Source organism: Spirosoma sp. KNUC1025 (assembly GCF_045160025.1).
Taxonomy (GTDB): domain Bacteria; phylum Bacteroidota; class Bacteroidia; order Cytophagales; family Spirosomataceae; genus Spirosoma.
In genome coordinates, this window is record NZ_CP087139.1 from 485,803 (window position 1) to 501,124 (window position 15,322).

Below are 15,322 nucleotides of genomic sequence, written 5' to 3' on the forward strand. Positions count from 1 at the left end.
TTGAATGATCGAGTAATTGAATGATTGAATAGGCTGACGCGCATTTTATTCAATCATTCAATTACTCTATCATTCATTTATTGTTTCTGCCCGCCACTTCTTTCCTGCTTCCAGTCCTTTTGGAACCCAGACGGCGGCTTTGTCCATCACTTTCGGCGCAATTGGCCGAATGTAGGGATAGAGAAACGCACGTTCGGTATGGCGAGGGGGTATTTTGACGTTCATATAACTGAACAACCAAAGGATAACACTAATTCCAAACACCCACGTAAAAAGTCCTACGGTAGCCCCGGCAACACTATCGAACGTACCGAGCAGGGAATATTTCAACGACCGCCGAATAGCCAGACCCATCTGATTGATCATCAGTATCGTTGGAAAGAAAATCACGGAGAAACCCAGCAGCGGTAGAATTTTCCGGGCTAGCTCGCGGCTGATGTATGGACTGAGTAATTCTATCCCAAACGCCAGAAATTTGAACCCGACAATCATGGCTATCACAAACGCAATAACCGCAACGATCTCGACAAGCAGACCTTTGCGGTATCCATTAAAAGCACCCCAGGCCAGGGGAATCAGCATCAGAATATCGAGCGTATTCAAGAGTCAAATGAGTGAATGATTGAATGATTGAGTGATTGAATACGCCATTCGACAATTCAATTACTCAATCATTCAATCATTGTAAAAGTTGCTTCACCATTGCCGAAATGGCTTTCCCATCAGCTTGTCCGGCGAGTTCTTTGGTTGCTACGCCCATTACTTTCCCCATATCCGACGGCGCTGATGCACCAATGCGGGCCATAATGACCTGTAATTTTTCCTTTAATTCACCCTCCGACAGTTGCTTGGGTAAGTAGTTCTCAATGACGGCAATTTCGGCTTCTTCCACAGCCAGCAAATCCGGGCGATTTTGCTGCCGATAAATATCAGCCGAATCTTTGCGTTGTTTTACGGCCTTGGTCAGAATACGGGTTTCATCTTCGGGTTTAAGGTCGCCGGATTGGCCTTCTTTGGTTTCTTCGAGCAGAATCATCGACTTCACAGCCCGCAATGCGCGCAGCCGGTCCTGATCTTTCGCCAGCATAGCCTGCTTGATATCGGCGTCAATTTGTTGTTTCAGAGACATCGTTTTAATGATGAATGATAAATGGTGAATGATGAATGTTGGCAAAACGAACCAACTCCCATCAAGCAAAGTTAACAAAACCACATACCGTTATCATTTATAATTCATAATTCATCATTCCTGGTCGTGACTCGCTTATCCGTTAATATCAACAAAATCGCTACGATACGTAATGCCCGGGGCGGCAACAACCCCGACCTCGTTAAAGTCGCGCTCGATTGCGAACGTTTCGGTGCGCAGGGCATCACCGTTCACCCTCGCCCCGACGAACGGCATATCCGTTATCAGGACGTACTGGATCTAAAGGAAGTTGTAACAACAGAATTCAACATTGAAGGCAATCCCGACGAGCGTTTCATCGAACTGGTAAAGTGGGTTAAGCCCGACCAGGTAACGCTGGTTCCGGATGCGCCGGATGCCATTACGTCAAACGCGGGCTGGGACACGATCCGTCATGCCGACCACCTGCGGCAACTGGTTGATACGTTCAAAGCCGACGGAATTCGCGTGTCGATTTTCGTTGATGCCGACGAACGCATGGTTGAGGGAGCCAAAGCCGTTGGTACCGACCGGATTGAACTGTACACCGAGCCTTATGCCGCTCATTATGCCGAAAACCGCGAAGCTGCTGTTGCGCCATTTGTGCGAGCCGCCCAACGCGCCAATGAGTTAGATCTTGGTCTGAATGCAGGGCATGATTTAAGTCTGGAAAACCTGCGCTTTTTCGATGAGCAGATTTCCGGCCTGAAAGAAGTTTCCATCGGGCATGCCCTCATCTGCGATGCACTCTATTATGGGCTGGATAATACAATTCAAATGTATCTGCGCTGCCTGGACCAGGAAGTAGCGCATTGATCATTCAGTAGCGTCAGTGTCTATTAAGATCGTTTGCTTTTTTTCGTAGAGGCATTCATTCGCCGAATCACTTCACGCTTTTGAAAGCCCAGATGCCAGACCGCAAATGGAACGGCCTGCTTGCCAAAACAGGCTTCACAAATTGGGCTGTCGGGCGGGATCTGGGCATTATACACAAACGACGTATCGCTGGTTTTCTGGATGTTAGAAATCGGCGACTGCTTCTGTTTGGCACTGTATAAATACGCATCCAGAATTTCGCGCTCCTTCGTGCTCAAAGTTTTGTTCTGTACATCAGCAGCGCCCAGCAACTGGATGTCGAGCACGTAACGTTCAGCAATGGCTGTTGTGCGAGGCAGGTTCTGCAGCTGACAAAGTTTTGCCCGCTCAGCGGGATTCGATGTTTTCTGGAGCTGAGCCGTCAATTCTTTCTGTATCGTGGCACTAACTTTACCGCCCAGGTTATCGATGGTTTCGGTCAGATCAGAATCCGTAATCCGTTTGATTTTCGAGTCGGCCATTTCCTGCTTTAGCTCATTGGTATAATGCACCCGTTCGGGGTTACAGGCAAGTAAAAAGCTGATTAACAAACCAAGAATTGACAAAGAGCGTATCATAAACAGGAACTTAATGCAGTAAGGTTTCGTCATTTTTAGTGGAAAACGATCTTATCATACGCTTGGTTGCAACTTGTAACGATAAAGCGCAACTGACGGGATTTTCGTATTTTTGTTTTTATAAATTGTCTATTCCCTTTGCGGTTCCTCAGAAAGAACGGCAATTAAAGTTATAACTCATGCTCGACCAGTTAGAAGCCATTCGCGAACGCTTCAACGAAGTATCTCAGCAAATCGTACAGCCGGAGGTCGTCTCCGACCAGAAGCGGTTTATGAAGCTGAGTAAAGAATATAAAGACCTGGAAAAGATCGTTGTGCAGTATCAGGCCTATACGCAGCTGCTCGAAGAGATCGAGAATGCCAAACAGATTATCGCTACGGAAAAGGATGAAGATTTTCGGGAGTTAGCGAAAGCCGAACTGGACGAACTGCTGCCACGCCGGGAAACGCTGGAAGAAGCAATCAAAGAGATGCTTATGCCAAAAGACCCAAATGACAGTAAAAACGTCATTCTGGAAATCAGGGGCGGTACCGGGGGCGACGAAGCGGCTATTTTTGCGGGCGATATCTTCCGTATGTACCAGCGTTTTTGTGAAAAAATGGGCTGGCGCATGTCGCTGGTTGATTACACCGAAGGAACATCCGGCGGGTATAAGGAGATCGTGGCTGAAGTAGAAGGCGAAGACGTGTACGGAAAGCTCAAGTTTGAATCGGGCGTACACCGTGTTCAGCGGGTTCCCGCTACCGAAACTCAGGGACGTATCCATACATCGGCGGCTAGTGTTGCCGTTCTGCCTGAAGCTGAGGAAGTGGATGTTGAACTGAATATGAACGACATCCGCAAAGATACCTTCTGTTCGTCGGGTGCAGGTGGACAGTCCGTAAACACAACATATTCTGCCGTTCGCTTAACCCACATTCCCACAGGATTAGTCGTGCAGTGTCAGGATGAACGCTCGCAGTTAAAAAACTTCGACAAAGCCCTGACTGTGTTACGTTCGCGTCTGTACGAGATTGAGTTACAGAAACATAACGAAGCCATTGCATCGCAGCGTAAAACGATGGTCGGTAGTGGCGACCGTTCGGATAAAATACGGACTTACAACTATCCCCAAAGCCGCGTAACGGACCACCGCATTGGCCTCACAGTTTATAATTTGCCCGCCGTTATGGATGGCGACATCGGCGAATTTATTGAACAGCTGCGTATTGCCGAAAACGCCGAACGGCTGAAAGAAGGAGCAACCGCGTAGATAATGCATCGTGTATAATGAAAAATGGATAATGTTCTTGGATGAGCATTGTCCATTTTCATTATACACGATGCATTACTCTTTTATTCCACTCCCTTTACACGCATAGGAATTGTATAGATCGATTCCGTTGCAGTAATAAACAGCGTGTTCCGGTCTTTGCCGCCAAAGCAAATGTTTCCAACCCAGCGCGACGGAACCGGAATGTTGCCTAATTTTTTACCGGCTGGATCGTAAACCGTTACGCCCCGGCCCGAAATGTAAAGGTTTCCCTGATTATCGAGCGTCATACCGTCAGAACCCTGTGCGACAAAAAGTTGGCGATTGGTTAAGGTTCCGTCGGAGTTAATCTGGTATTTATAGGTTTTGCTGGCCCGAATGTCGGCTACGTACAGGTACTTTCCATCGGGTGTGCCCACAATACCGTTTGGCTGCTGCAAATCAGCATCAACCAATACGGCTTCTTTCTTACCCTTGGGGAGATAATACACCTTCTGCCCATCGATATCCGGTTTTTTCCGCTCCCAGTAATCGCGCTGATAATAGGGATCGGTGAAATAAATACCGCCTTTCGGATCAATCCATAAATCATTCGGGCCGTTCATACGCTGCCCTTTAAAATCGGTCATTAGCACTGTAATTTTCTTATCCGGGCTGATCGACCACAGTTCATCTTTTTCGTCGGCGCATGAAATCAGGTTGCCTTTTTTGTCGAAATACAAGCCGTTTGACCGCCCGGCTTTGTCCATGTAAAGCGACAGGTTGCCCTCTGTATCGTATTTCCAGATTTTGTCATTCGGCTGATCCGTGAAAAAAATATTCCCTTTCTTATCAACGGCGGGCCCTTCCGTAAAGGCAAACTGCTTGGAAATCTGTTTTAGAGTGGCACCGGGTGCCACAACCGGAAGCGAATCGCTGATGCTCTGCTGACCAAAGCCTGCGCTCGAAATCAGTACGGATGCGAATAGACTACATATTGTTTTTTGAATTGTACTCATGCTAGTTTCTCAATAAGTTATTTAAACGTAATGCCTGTGTTTTTTACTACGTTGCGCGGGAAAGCAATGTTTTCATCACTCGTCAAACTGAATACTGGTCAGTTTTAAAATGCGGTCGTTGGGTTTTTCCCGCTTGATCGCAAAAAAATAAACATCGTGCCTGCCCGAAACAGGTTTGTCAATTTTACCAGTCAGGGTTTGCAGTTTATCAAATGAATTCGTTGGGCCGTAGGCCGTTTTGCTGATAATTGGTCCCGCCTGCGAGTCAATCCGAACTTCTATCTCGCCCGACTGATCACCTGATCCGTACTCGTATGTAAACTGCTTGATGCCGGTTAAATCGATGTTTTTCAGCAGTATATAGGATTTATGCGCACCGGGCGATAAGTTATTTCCAAAGCGGGGAAAACCCATCTGAGCGTCGGTGTAGATGGACATAACTTTGGCATTCCGTAACGTAACAACATCCGTTCCTGTGAGTGGCCCAACCACTTTATCGCCTTTGTCGGTATAGGAAGCGACCATTGTATATTGCCCCCGCAAATCCGTTTTCGGATGATCTTTCAACGACAGGCTGCTTTGTACAGGCAGTGCGGTTGGTTCCCGTTGCTTATCGGTCAGGGAGAAAATGTACCGGACCATTTCCTGTGCGTCCTGTGCGGATAGCTGTGGATGTGCGCTCATGACGTGCTCTTTGCCCCAATTTCCCCGCCCCCGTTGATAATTTTCGTTGCCAGTTGCTCGACGGACCCGGTCTGCGCTTTGTACTTCTGCGCAACCGCTATAAATGAGGGGCCAACCGAAACTTTATCGACCGTATGGCAGGCCTTGCAATCACTTCCGGCCATCAGCGTTTTTCCTACCGTATTGGTTTCTGCCGCTACCAGCGTTGGCGACTTTTTGTAGGGATCTTCCAGCATACTCGGCTGCGGATTATAGGCGTACATAACTTTAACCCGTTTCGGATCAACCGTTACGTCCTCTTTATCCTTCACCTTCACGGTATACGCAAATGGCTTGCCTTCCCAAAAAAAGGATTTATTGCCTGTGGTGGTAATCGCTACGTCGGGCTTTGTGTTCCCGACCTTAACCAGCAATGTATCGCTGCCAACCAGGCCAGCCCGATCCGTTACCTTCAGAATAGCTTTGTATATGCCTGGTTTCGTGTAGGTGTACATAGCATTGGGCGTAGTAGCGCCTGGTGTTTTTCCGTCAAACAACCACTGGTACGTAATCTGATCATCGTCGTCAAGATCTTTGGTCCCCTGGCTGGCAAAAAGAACACGTAACGGCGCCTGTCCATTGGTTTCGCGCAGAGCAGGCAATTTCCGACGTTCAGACGTCAGAAAAACGCTTTTATCGACCTGAGCCTGTGCCACTGAATCAAGGATACTGGCCTGAACAATCGGTGCCCGGTTGCCAGTATTGTACTCGATTTTCACCAGACGGGCATCTTCATTATCCGCTCCATAAACAGACCCGTATTCGAGCATGTACATTACGCCATCCGGACCGAACGTCAAATCGATGGGTCGTCTGAAATCGCCGTTGGCCGCCATAAACGGTTCGTTACGAACGTAATTTTCCTTCTCGTCGAAACGTAACGCCAGCACCCAGTTGCGCATCCAGTCGAACACAAACAATGCCCCATCGTAATAATCCGGAAATTTGTTGGGCGACGTAGCATTTTTGCTAAACGTATAAAACTCACCGGCCATGGCCGACCGGCCACCAAGACCCAACTCCGGAAACTCATCCGAAGCGGCATACGGATACCAGATCATAGCGGGCATAGCCGGTGGCAATTGATTCAGCCCGGTATTATTTGGCGAATTATTGACTGGTGCCGCTGCATCGAATTTGGGACCAGCGGTCTTCGTCGCAAAATCCCATTTCGGGTACGCATAATTGTTGCCGACAAAGTACGGCCAGCCGAAGTTACCCGCCTTTTTTGCCTGATTGAATTCATCGTAACCGCGTGGTCCCTGAACGCTTTCTTTTCCCGCATCCGGCCCGATTTCACCCCAGTACACGACCGACGTTTTGGGATTCACAGCGATACGGTATGGATTTCGACAACCCATCACATAAATTTCAGGTAACGTTTTGGCGCGGTCCGACGGGGCGGTTCCTTTCGGAAACAGATTCCCCTCCGGAATGGTATAGGTGCCGTCGGGTTCAGGGTGAATGCGTAGAATTTTCCCTTTCAGATCATTCGTACTCGACGCTGACCGTTGCGAATCGAGGCTGTAAAATTCCTTACCCGGCCGTTCATCAATCGGTGAGTAGCCATCCGAAGGAAAGGGACTGGAGCCATCGCCGGTAGACAGATAAAGATTTCCGGCTTTATCCCAGGCCAGCGACCCACCGTGGTGAGCCCCGCTGTTTTTCTGGACGGGCACTTTCAACAAAATTTTCTCCGAGCTAATATCCAGTACGTTGGCCGGACTAACCTTAAAACGAGACAGTTGGAAAGACAGCGTTTCTTCGGTTAATCCGCCGGGAGCGTAGTACAGATACACGTACTGATTCTGCGCAAAATTAGGGTCCAGCGTCATGCCAATAAGGCCAGTGCCTCCCATATTCGTTATCGGGAACTTGTGGACCAGCGTATGTTTATGCGTGCGGGTATCGTATACCGAAAAATTGCCGGACATTTCCGTAAAAAAGACTCGTCCATCGGGCGCTGCGGCTACCTCCATCGGTGCATTTAAATCGTTGACCAGTACCGTTTTCACAAAGCGGTTTTGTTCCGGCGTCACTTTCGAATACGATTTCCGATAGTCCAGCGGTTTATTCTCGCCAATGACGTACTTGATGCCTCCCAGTATATGCGACAGAAATAAGGGCTCGCTGAAACTTTCGTCGGTATGACCGCCACCCGTATAAAAAGCCCGGCCCCCATCAAACTCATGATACCAGCTAATGTGATGATTCGCGCCGTTTGTTCCGCCGTCGTAACTATTTTCATCCAGATCAGCCAGGACTTTGATACCCGAATAAAAAGAGCGGTAATTATACCATTCATCGGTACGTTCCCAACGGTCGGGCAGCATATTCGTAGCGATGTGGGTTTTGTCAGATACGTCGACTGTAGCTTTACGAACGTTGGGATTATGCGGATGGCTGGAAAAATGAGCCCCCATCAGTTTGGCGTACCAGGGCCAGTCATATTCGGTATCGGCCGCTGCGTGTATACCCATATAGCCGCCCCCTGCTTGAATGTAGCGTTCAAAAGCGGCCTGTTGTTCGCCATTCAGTACGTTGCCCGTTGTACTGTTGAAAATAACAGCTGCGTATTTTTTCAGATTTTCGTCGGTGAACAGCGCAGCGTTTTTCGTTGTATCCACCAGAAATCCATTTTCGCTACCCAATTTCTGAATAGCCGCGATACCAAATGGGATGGATGTATGTTTCCAGCCTTTTGTTTTGGAGAAGATCAGAACGCGGGGCGGGTCAGCTGACCTCCGAACGGTCATTCCCGAATAAATCAGCAATGTAATGCCAAGCAGGCTAAAGCAACAGAGTTTGAGGCCAAAAGACATGGTTCAGAAGTAGGCTGGGTATAGGTTTTTCTGAGAAAGTCCATGTTCGACATCTTATACCGATTCCCAGTATAAATGAACGGGTAAAATAAAAACGGGTGGTGCATTACGTAATGCACCACCCGTTTTTTAAGAATCTGTTTACCGTTTACCCCTGAACATTGTCGGAGCTTAGTTTAGCACCGAGATACTCGCGGTTTAAGCGGGCAATATGATCGAGAGAAATCGATTTTGGGCACTCAACCGAACAGGCACCGGTGAACGAGCAGGCACCAAAACCTTCGGAGTCCATCTGCGCTACCATCCGTTCAGCCCGCTCTTTATGCTCCGACTTACCTTGTGGCAGAATAGCCAGCTGCGATACTTTTGCCGCCACAAACAGCATGGCTGAAGCATTTTTACAGGCAGCCACACAGGCACCGCAGCCTATACAGGCGGCCGCATCCATTGCTTCATCGGCGATGCTACGTGGTATCAGAATTTCATTGGCATCGGGTGCCGAGCCTGTATTTACCGATACGTATCCCCCGGCCTGAATAATGCGGTCGAAAGCAGTACGGTCAACCATCAGGTCTTTTATGACCGGGAATGCTCTTGCCCGCCAAGGCTCCACCACAATCGTGTCGCCATCGTTAAACGAACGCATGTGCAGCTGGCAGGTTGTAGCGCCCGTTTGCGGACCGTGCGGCCGGCCGTTGATATACATCGAACACGTACCACAGATACCTTCGCGACAATCGTGATCGAAGGCTACCGGTTCTTCTCCTTTCCGGGTCAATGAATCGTTCAATACGTCGAACATCTCCAGAAACGACATATCTTCCGATACGTTATCCAGTTGATATTCTACCAGTTTCCCGTTTGTATTATTGTTTTTCTGTCTCCAGACTTTCAGTGTGATTCTCATAGTTGTAGCCGCTAGTCGATTATCATTCGCCGATAGAAAAGTATAATCGGCAAATGATTTCGACGACTATTATTTATAACTCCGCTGTGTCAGTTTCACATTTTCAAATACCAGTGGTTCCTTGTTGAGTAATTCAGGTTTTCCTTCGCCCTGATACTCCCATGCAGCCACGTACGTAAAATTGGCGTCATCACGAAGGGCCTCACCGTCAGGCGTTTGGTACTCTTCGCGGAAGTGACCACCGCAGGATTCATTCCGATTCAGGGCATCGTCAACCATCAGCTCGCCTAATTCGATAAAGTCGGCTATGCGTCCTGCCTGTTCCAGTGCCTGATTCATCTCATCGGCATCGCCCACAACCTTGGCATTTGACCAGAACTCTTTCTTCAAGTCCTGAATTTTTTTCTTGGCGATTTGGAGGCCTTCTGCTGACCGCGACATACCGCAGTACTCCCACATGATGTGGCCAAGTTCTTTGTGCAGATCATCGACAGGGCGTTCGCCTTTAATAGACAGGAATTGCTGAATTTGATGCTGGATTTTCTGTTCGGCTTCCTTAAAGGCGGGTGAATCAACTGGCACTTTGTCCGCCGGACCAATTGTGGCCAGGTAGTCACCGATCGTATAAGGAATCACGAAATAGCCATCGGCCAAGCCCTGCATCAGCGCCGATGCACCCAGTCGGTTAGCACCGTGGTCGGAGAAGTTAGCTTCGCCAAGTGCGTACAACCCTGGAATGGTAGTCATCAGATTATAATCGACCCACAAACCGCCCATCGTATAGTGAACAGCGGGGTAAATCATCATCGGCGTTTCGTATGGATCTTCGCCAGTGATCTGCTGATACATCTCAAAAAGGTTGCCGTATTTCGCTTCAATGGTTTTGTGTCCATCGCGTTTTATGGCATCAGCAAAATCCAGATAAACCGCCAGACCTGTTTTAGCTACGCCCCTACCTTCGTCGCACATATTTTTGGCGTTACGTGACGCTACGTCGCGCGGCACGAGGTTCCCAAACGATGGGTACCGCCGTTCGAGGAAGTAATCACGAGCGTCTTCCGCTAAGTCAGTTGGTTTCAGCTGTCCTTTCCGGATTTTCTCGGCGTCTTCTTTTGTTTTGGGCACCCATACCCGACCATCGTTACGTAACGACTCCGACATCAGCGTCAATTTCGACTGATAGTGGCCTGATACTGGAATACAGGTTGGGTGAATCTGCGTGAAACAGGGATTGCCGAATAAGGCTCCTTTTTTGTGCGCACGCCAGGCCGCTGTTACGTTACAGCCCATCGCATTGGTCGACAGGTAGAAAACGTTACCGTAACCACCCGTACATAGTAGTACAGCATGGCCCGAATGCGATTCGATTTTGCCTGTAACCAAGTTACGCACTACAATACCGCGTGCTTTTCCGCCCTCTACAACAAGGTCGAGCATTTCAGTACGGGTATACAGTTTTACTTTACCATTGGCCACCTGTCGGCTCAACGCCGAATACGCTCCCAGTAGTAATTGCTGCCCTGTCTGGCCACGAGCATAGAACGTCCGCGACACCTGCGCTCCACCAAAGGAACGGTTGGCCAGCGTACCGCCATACTCACGGGCAAATGGTACACCTTGTGCTACGCATTGGTCGATAATGTTTACGCTCACTTCAGCCAGCCGGTAAACATTGCCTTCGCGAGCGCGGTAATCACCACCTTTGATGGTATCGTAGAACAGTCGGAATACGCTGTCGCCGTCGTTCTGATAATTTTTGGCAGCATTAATACCTCCCTGAGCCGCAATTGAGTGCGCCCGCCGTGGACTATCCTGATAACAGAACGCTTTAACATTATAGCCCAATTCAGCCAGCGATGATGCTGCCGATGCGCCTGCCAGACCAGTACCTACTACAATAATATCGTATTTACGTTTGTTCGCTGGGTTCACCAGTTTCAACGCAAATTTATGCCGTGCCCATTTCTCGGCTAAAGGACCTTCGGGGATTTTAGATTCCAGTTTCATGTGTCCAATTGTGAATGAGCGAATGAGCGAATGAGTGAATAAAAAACGATGCGTCAGCTATTCACTCATTCACTCATTCACAATTCACTCATTAAATAATATGGTGAACCTGTAAATACACGTAAATAGGCATGGCCGCAAAGGCTGCCGGAATAATAACGGCAAAGAAATATTTGCCCAGAAATTCAATAACAGGGGTGTATTTTTTGTGACGGACACCCAACGTTTGAAAACCGCTCTGAAAACCATGCCACAGGTGATAACCGACGGCAACCATGCAAATGACGTACAACGTTACGTACCACAACTCGCCAAACGCCACCTGTACGACAGAATAGAGGTCTTTGTACTCCTTGCCATCATATTCGGCCATTGGCACCGAGCCAAAGTGCATCTCGTACCAGAAAGTACGCATGTGAATGACGATGAACAGCAACAGAACAGTACCTAGAATACCCATATTCCGCGATGACCAGGCGCTGTTTGCCTCAGGTTTGTTAAAGGCATACTTCACAGGCCGAGATGCCTGATTGTGGCGCGTCAAGACAAAAGCCATCAGTGCATGAACCAGGATGGATGTGTAGAGCAGGTACGAGACGGTCATAATCAGCGGATTGTGGGTCATGAAGTACGTGTACTCATTAAAGGCCCGCCCCCCATCACCTTTAAATAGCTGGAGATTACCAGCTGCATGAACAATCAGAAATGAACATAAAAACAGTCCCGTCAGCGACATAATGACCTTTCGACCGAGGGAGCTGGATAGTGTTTGTGTTACCCAAGCCATAGGATGAACGACACGAAATTTTAGTGGTAAACTATTGAAAAAAAGCCGATTTGAATGGCGCATCAAAGCTAAAGCACAAACCGGATGGAAACAAGATTAAGCCCCTTTATCAGTGGTTTTATGACTTATTTACAGTCGGTATAAATTATGGAACCATCTGATTGGCTAACCGTCTGTTTAGGATTATAGTTTAGTAAATAATGAATTCCTGAAAAGAAGGAAAACCGTTCCGGAGGATTAAATGCAATTGTGGTATACAACTGCATTAAGTCGCTGACAACAAGCCAATTAATGCCTAGTCATCGATTTCCTTTTTGAACAACCGTAATTATCCATCTATTTTGCATCCATTCGCCGTTTTATTCACTAACAGGCACATATAATGAAAGCATACGTATTTCCGGGTCAAGGGTCGCAGTTTCGGGGTATGGGGCAGGACCTTTACCAGAGTTCCGACGCTGCCCGGCAGTTATTCGATCAGGCAAACGAAGTGTTGGGTTATAACCTGACCAACATTATGTTTGAAGGCTCTGACGAGGACCTCAAACAAACCATTTATACACAACCAGCCGTGTTTCTGCACGGTGTTGCACTGGCGCTGACCACCGATTCATTTGCGCCAGATATGGTTGCAGGCCACTCGCTTGGTGAGTTATCGGCCCTGACAGCCGCTGGCGTACTCTCGTTTGAAGATGGTCTTCAACTGGCCTCCGTCCGCGCCACAGCGATGCAACGGGCTTGCGAACTGACCCCATCGACAATGGCTGCCGTTTTGGGACTTGCCGACGATGTTATTGAAAAAGTATGCGCCGAAATAACTGAAGAGGTTGTTGTTCCGGCCAATTACAACTGTCCGGGGCAAGTGGTTATCTCAGGAAGTGCTGCGGGTATTCAACTAGCCGAAGAGCGCTTGAAAGCAGCCGGTGCCAAACGGGTTGTCCCGCTGGCAGTGGGTGGGGCTTTCCACTCGCCTTTTATGGAACCGGCACGTACTGAATTTGCGGAAGCAGTCGAACGGATGCCGTTTAGCGCTCCCCGCTGTCTGGTTTATCAGAATGTAAATGCACAGGCAGTAACCGATCCAGCAAAAATAAAAGCCAACCTGATTGCTCAACTGACATCGCCCGTTCGCTGGACTCAATCGGTTGAACATATGGTTGCCGACGGTGCTACGGAGTTTTTCGAGTGCGGCCCCGGTAAAGTGCTCCAGGGATTAATTAAAAAGATCAGTTCAGCTACACCAGCCGTGAGTATTTAGTTTTCCAGGCCCGGATGGTTGGGGTAGCGTTAACGTAGCGTCGAAGCTCCGGCTTCGGCTGTGAACAGTATCAAATTCATTCTCGGTCGAAGCCGGAGCTTCGATGTTACGTTAACGCTATTGCTCTACGGAATATTTTACCGGTCGCACTCGCTTGGAAATCAGTCTACGAACGGCCCAAAGATCTAAAAAAGCCTTTTTTTTCAAACGCCTATTTGCTTTTGACACTCGACAACTGTTATCTTTGCACTCGCGATTGCAAAACAGCCCGATAGTATAAGGGTAGTACGACAGATTTTGGTTCTGTTTGTGGAGGTTCGAATCCTTCTCGGGCTACAGCAAAAACGCCTAATTGACTTTTCATCAGTCGGTTAGGCGTTTATTGTTTTTGGCTGTGTACGGATATTTTAAGATATGAGGTGTACATCGCCTTTTGCTGAGCCCTACGAAAGTTCAGCTTGGGTTTTTCTTGTCATATCGGGTTGTGTACTCTCCAGCGGGTAACCTCCTAAGTACTATATCGCCTTTTCTACTGTCTGATTGCCAGAACAAATAGAGTGTTTATAATTTAAAAGTAATAAAATAGGGCAAAATATTATGCCTTAAATGTTATACTGATATCCGTCTTAAGCGCCGTTGCTATTTTTTGGATTGTGTCTATTGTAAGGTATTGCGTTCCCATCTCATACCGGCTTTCTACAACTTGGTTTGTACCAATAAATTCTGCCAACTCCGCTTGGCTTAGCCCTTTAGCTTTACGGATTTCTTGAATCGATTTTCCGATCTGTTTTTTTAATCTCTGACATTACATTGTGTTGTTACAGGGCAACAATAGGAAGAGGTTACTTTTCAGGTAACAACTTTACAAACAAACGGTAAAATATCTCTGAAGCAATGAGCCAGCGGTATACTTTCTTACAAACGTGACCGCTTAATCAATACGCTGTAAAGCCGCTTTCCAGGTAGTACAATTTGCTAGCTTTGTCAGCGGCCGTATGAGTGTTCAGGTTCTGAAATGCTCTGGTTTAAACAGGTTATGACTCAACGTAGTAAACAAACGGGTAAATTTCTGCTACTGATCTTTTCGATTGCCTTCGCCAATGTAGGTGCTAGCGCTCAGAGTGACTATCCCAACAAAGTAATTGAAAACGGAAAATTGAAATGGGAGGATTTTAGTGGCCCGGTTGATCCTACCTCGAAGCATGCCGCAGTGACCTACTGGCTTGTCAATTATAAATACAAAATACTTTCCTATCGGGGCGATACGGCCCACGTTGATTTACAGGTATCTACTTTTCTAAAAGGAAACTCCTGGGTATTGCCAGATCAAAAAACAGATAGGCTGTTAGAGCATGAACAAGGCCATTTTAATGTTGCTCTTATATGCGCCTTGCGATTCAAAAAAGCGATCGCATCTACGGTTATCTTAAAGAGTAACCATGCCGAAAAAATCAATTCGATTTTCAAAGCACTTATCAGTGAGGCCAATCAGATGGACTTGCAATACGATGAGGAGACTCGTCATTCGCTTGATAAAGTAGCGCAGATGAAATGGAATCTAAAACTGAATGCCTTACTCCTGAATCCTTAAATTAACGGCTAATGGCCCAGCGGTGTCATCGTCCAATTAGTGTAATCACTGACGTTATCGGACTGTTACGGAGTGAGTCGCTATTTAGACGGCTACATTAGCCATTAACGGTCTAGAATATGTGAAGTAATCAATAAGTGGTAATTGTTGTAGGAGTTCGATTTCTTCAAACAATTAAAGAGCTGTTAATGCTGTAGTACGTCCTTAATAAAGGTTGCTCATTATTTCATTATCTGCCATCTTTAAAAATAATTAACATGCTATTTATTAACACGAAAATCGAACTTTTTATCAGTCGGTTAGGCGTTTGTTGTTTTAGGCCGTTTTCAACGAGTCTTTAGAGCTGCCCTTCAGATATTAATCTACTGGACGTAA

Annotated in this window: 14 protein-coding genes and 1 tRNA gene; 5 read left to right on the forward strand and 10 right to left on the reverse strand. The window is 47.5% G+C overall.

All coding sequences use genetic code 11. The annotated features are described in order from the left end of the window. Window positions 1–69: 69 nt before the first annotated feature. Together LN737_RS02180 and LN737_RS02185 are read right to left on the reverse strand one after the other, a co-directional pair. Complete coding sequence (locus LN737_RS02180) at window positions 70–603, reverse strand: CvpA family protein (protein ID WP_405515830.1); 534 nt, start codon at window positions 601–603, stop codon at window positions 70–72. Between the two features lie 76 nt (window positions 604–679). Further along, on the reverse strand, window positions 680–1,129 hold the full coding sequence (locus LN737_RS02185; RefSeq protein ID WP_405515832.1) for a GatB/YqeY domain-containing protein: 450 nt from the start codon (window positions 1,127–1,129) through the stop codon (window positions 680–682). Window positions 1,130–1,255: 126 nt separating this feature from the next. On the opposite strand from LN737_RS02185, the gene LN737_RS02190 reads away from it, so the two are divergent. Next, the gene (locus LN737_RS02190; protein WP_405515834.1) at window positions 1,256–1,984 is read left to right on the forward strand and encodes a pyridoxine 5'-phosphate synthase; all 729 of its coding nucleotides are present in this window, start codon (window positions 1,256–1,258) and stop codon (window positions 1,982–1,984) included. 23 nt (window positions 1,985–2,007) lie between these two features. Here LN737_RS02190 and LN737_RS02195 read toward each other — a convergent pair whose 3' ends face one another. Next, window positions 2,008–2,601 (reverse strand): hypothetical protein, encoded by a 594-nt coding sequence (locus tag LN737_RS02195; RefSeq protein WP_405515836.1) that lies wholly within the window; start codon window positions 2,599–2,601, stop codon window positions 2,008–2,010. A 179-nt stretch (window positions 2,602–2,780) separates the two neighbouring features. Between LN737_RS02195 and prfA the strand changes: the two genes are divergently transcribed. Then, a complete protein-coding gene (gene prfA, locus LN737_RS02200) occupies window positions 2,781–3,854 on the forward strand; it encodes a peptide chain release factor 1 (protein WP_405515838.1) in 1,074 nt (357 codons plus the stop codon). Between the two features lie 83 nt (window positions 3,855–3,937). Here prfA and LN737_RS02205 read toward each other — a convergent pair whose 3' ends face one another. The 6 genes from LN737_RS02205 to LN737_RS02230 all read right to left on the reverse strand — a co-directional run bounded on the left by LN737_RS02205 (window position 3,938) and on the right by LN737_RS02230 (window position 12,098). Continuing rightward, window positions 3,938–4,852, reverse strand: coding sequence for an SMP-30/gluconolactonase/LRE family protein (locus LN737_RS02205; protein ID WP_405515839.1), 915 nt, complete (start codon window positions 4,850–4,852; stop codon window positions 3,938–3,940). A gap of 75 nt (window positions 4,853–4,927) precedes the next feature. Then, window positions 4,928–5,536, reverse strand: a complete 609-nt coding sequence (locus tag LN737_RS02210; protein ID WP_405515841.1) for a carbohydrate-binding protein — start codon at window positions 5,534–5,536, stop codon at window positions 4,928–4,930. Continuing rightward, entirely contained in the window at window positions 5,533–8,397 is a 2,865-nt protein-coding gene (locus LN737_RS02215; RefSeq protein ID WP_405515843.1) for a ThuA domain-containing protein, read from the reverse strand. The genes LN737_RS02210 and LN737_RS02215 overlap by 4 nt, the downstream gene beginning before the upstream one ends. A gap of 148 nt (window positions 8,398–8,545) precedes the next feature. Continuing rightward, window positions 8,546–9,304 carry a succinate dehydrogenase/fumarate reductase iron-sulfur subunit gene (locus LN737_RS02220; protein WP_405515844.1) on the reverse strand — a complete coding sequence of 253 codons (759 nt, stop codon included), beginning with the start codon at window positions 9,302–9,304 and terminating at the stop codon, window positions 8,546–8,548. Between the two features lie 69 nt (window positions 9,305–9,373). Further along, complete coding sequence (locus LN737_RS02225) at window positions 9,374–11,311, reverse strand: fumarate reductase/succinate dehydrogenase flavoprotein subunit (protein ID WP_405515846.1); 1,938 nt, start codon at window positions 11,309–11,311, stop codon at window positions 9,374–9,376. Window positions 11,312–11,402: 91 nt separating this feature from the next. Then, window positions 11,403–12,098: a succinate dehydrogenase cytochrome b subunit gene (locus LN737_RS02230; protein WP_405515848.1), complete on the reverse strand. Its 696-nt coding sequence runs from the start codon at window positions 12,096–12,098 to the stop codon at window positions 11,403–11,405. A 382-nt stretch (window positions 12,099–12,480) separates the two neighbouring features. Here LN737_RS02230 and fabD point away from each other — a divergent pair, with 382 nt between their 5' ends. Next, a complete protein-coding gene (gene fabD, locus LN737_RS02235) occupies window positions 12,481–13,356 on the forward strand; it encodes an ACP S-malonyltransferase (protein ID WP_405515850.1) in 876 nt (291 codons plus the stop codon). A gap of 265 nt (window positions 13,357–13,621) precedes the next feature. Beyond that, a tRNA-Gln gene (locus LN737_RS02240) sits at window positions 13,622–13,692 on the forward strand. Between the two features lie 259 nt (window positions 13,693–13,951). On the opposite strand, the gene LN737_RS02245 is transcribed toward LN737_RS02240, so the two are convergent. After that, window positions 13,952–14,140 (reverse strand): helix-turn-helix domain-containing protein, encoded by a 189-nt coding sequence (locus tag LN737_RS02245; protein ID WP_405520281.1) that lies wholly within the window; start codon window positions 14,138–14,140, stop codon window positions 13,952–13,954. 252 nt (window positions 14,141–14,392) lie between these two features. Here LN737_RS02245 and LN737_RS02250 point away from each other — a divergent pair, with 252 nt between their 5' ends. Further along, on the forward strand, window positions 14,393–14,947 hold the full coding sequence (locus LN737_RS02250; RefSeq protein WP_405515851.1) for a hypothetical protein: 555 nt from the start codon (window positions 14,393–14,395) through the stop codon (window positions 14,945–14,947). The last annotated feature ends 375 nt before the right edge of the window (window positions 14,948–15,322 follow it).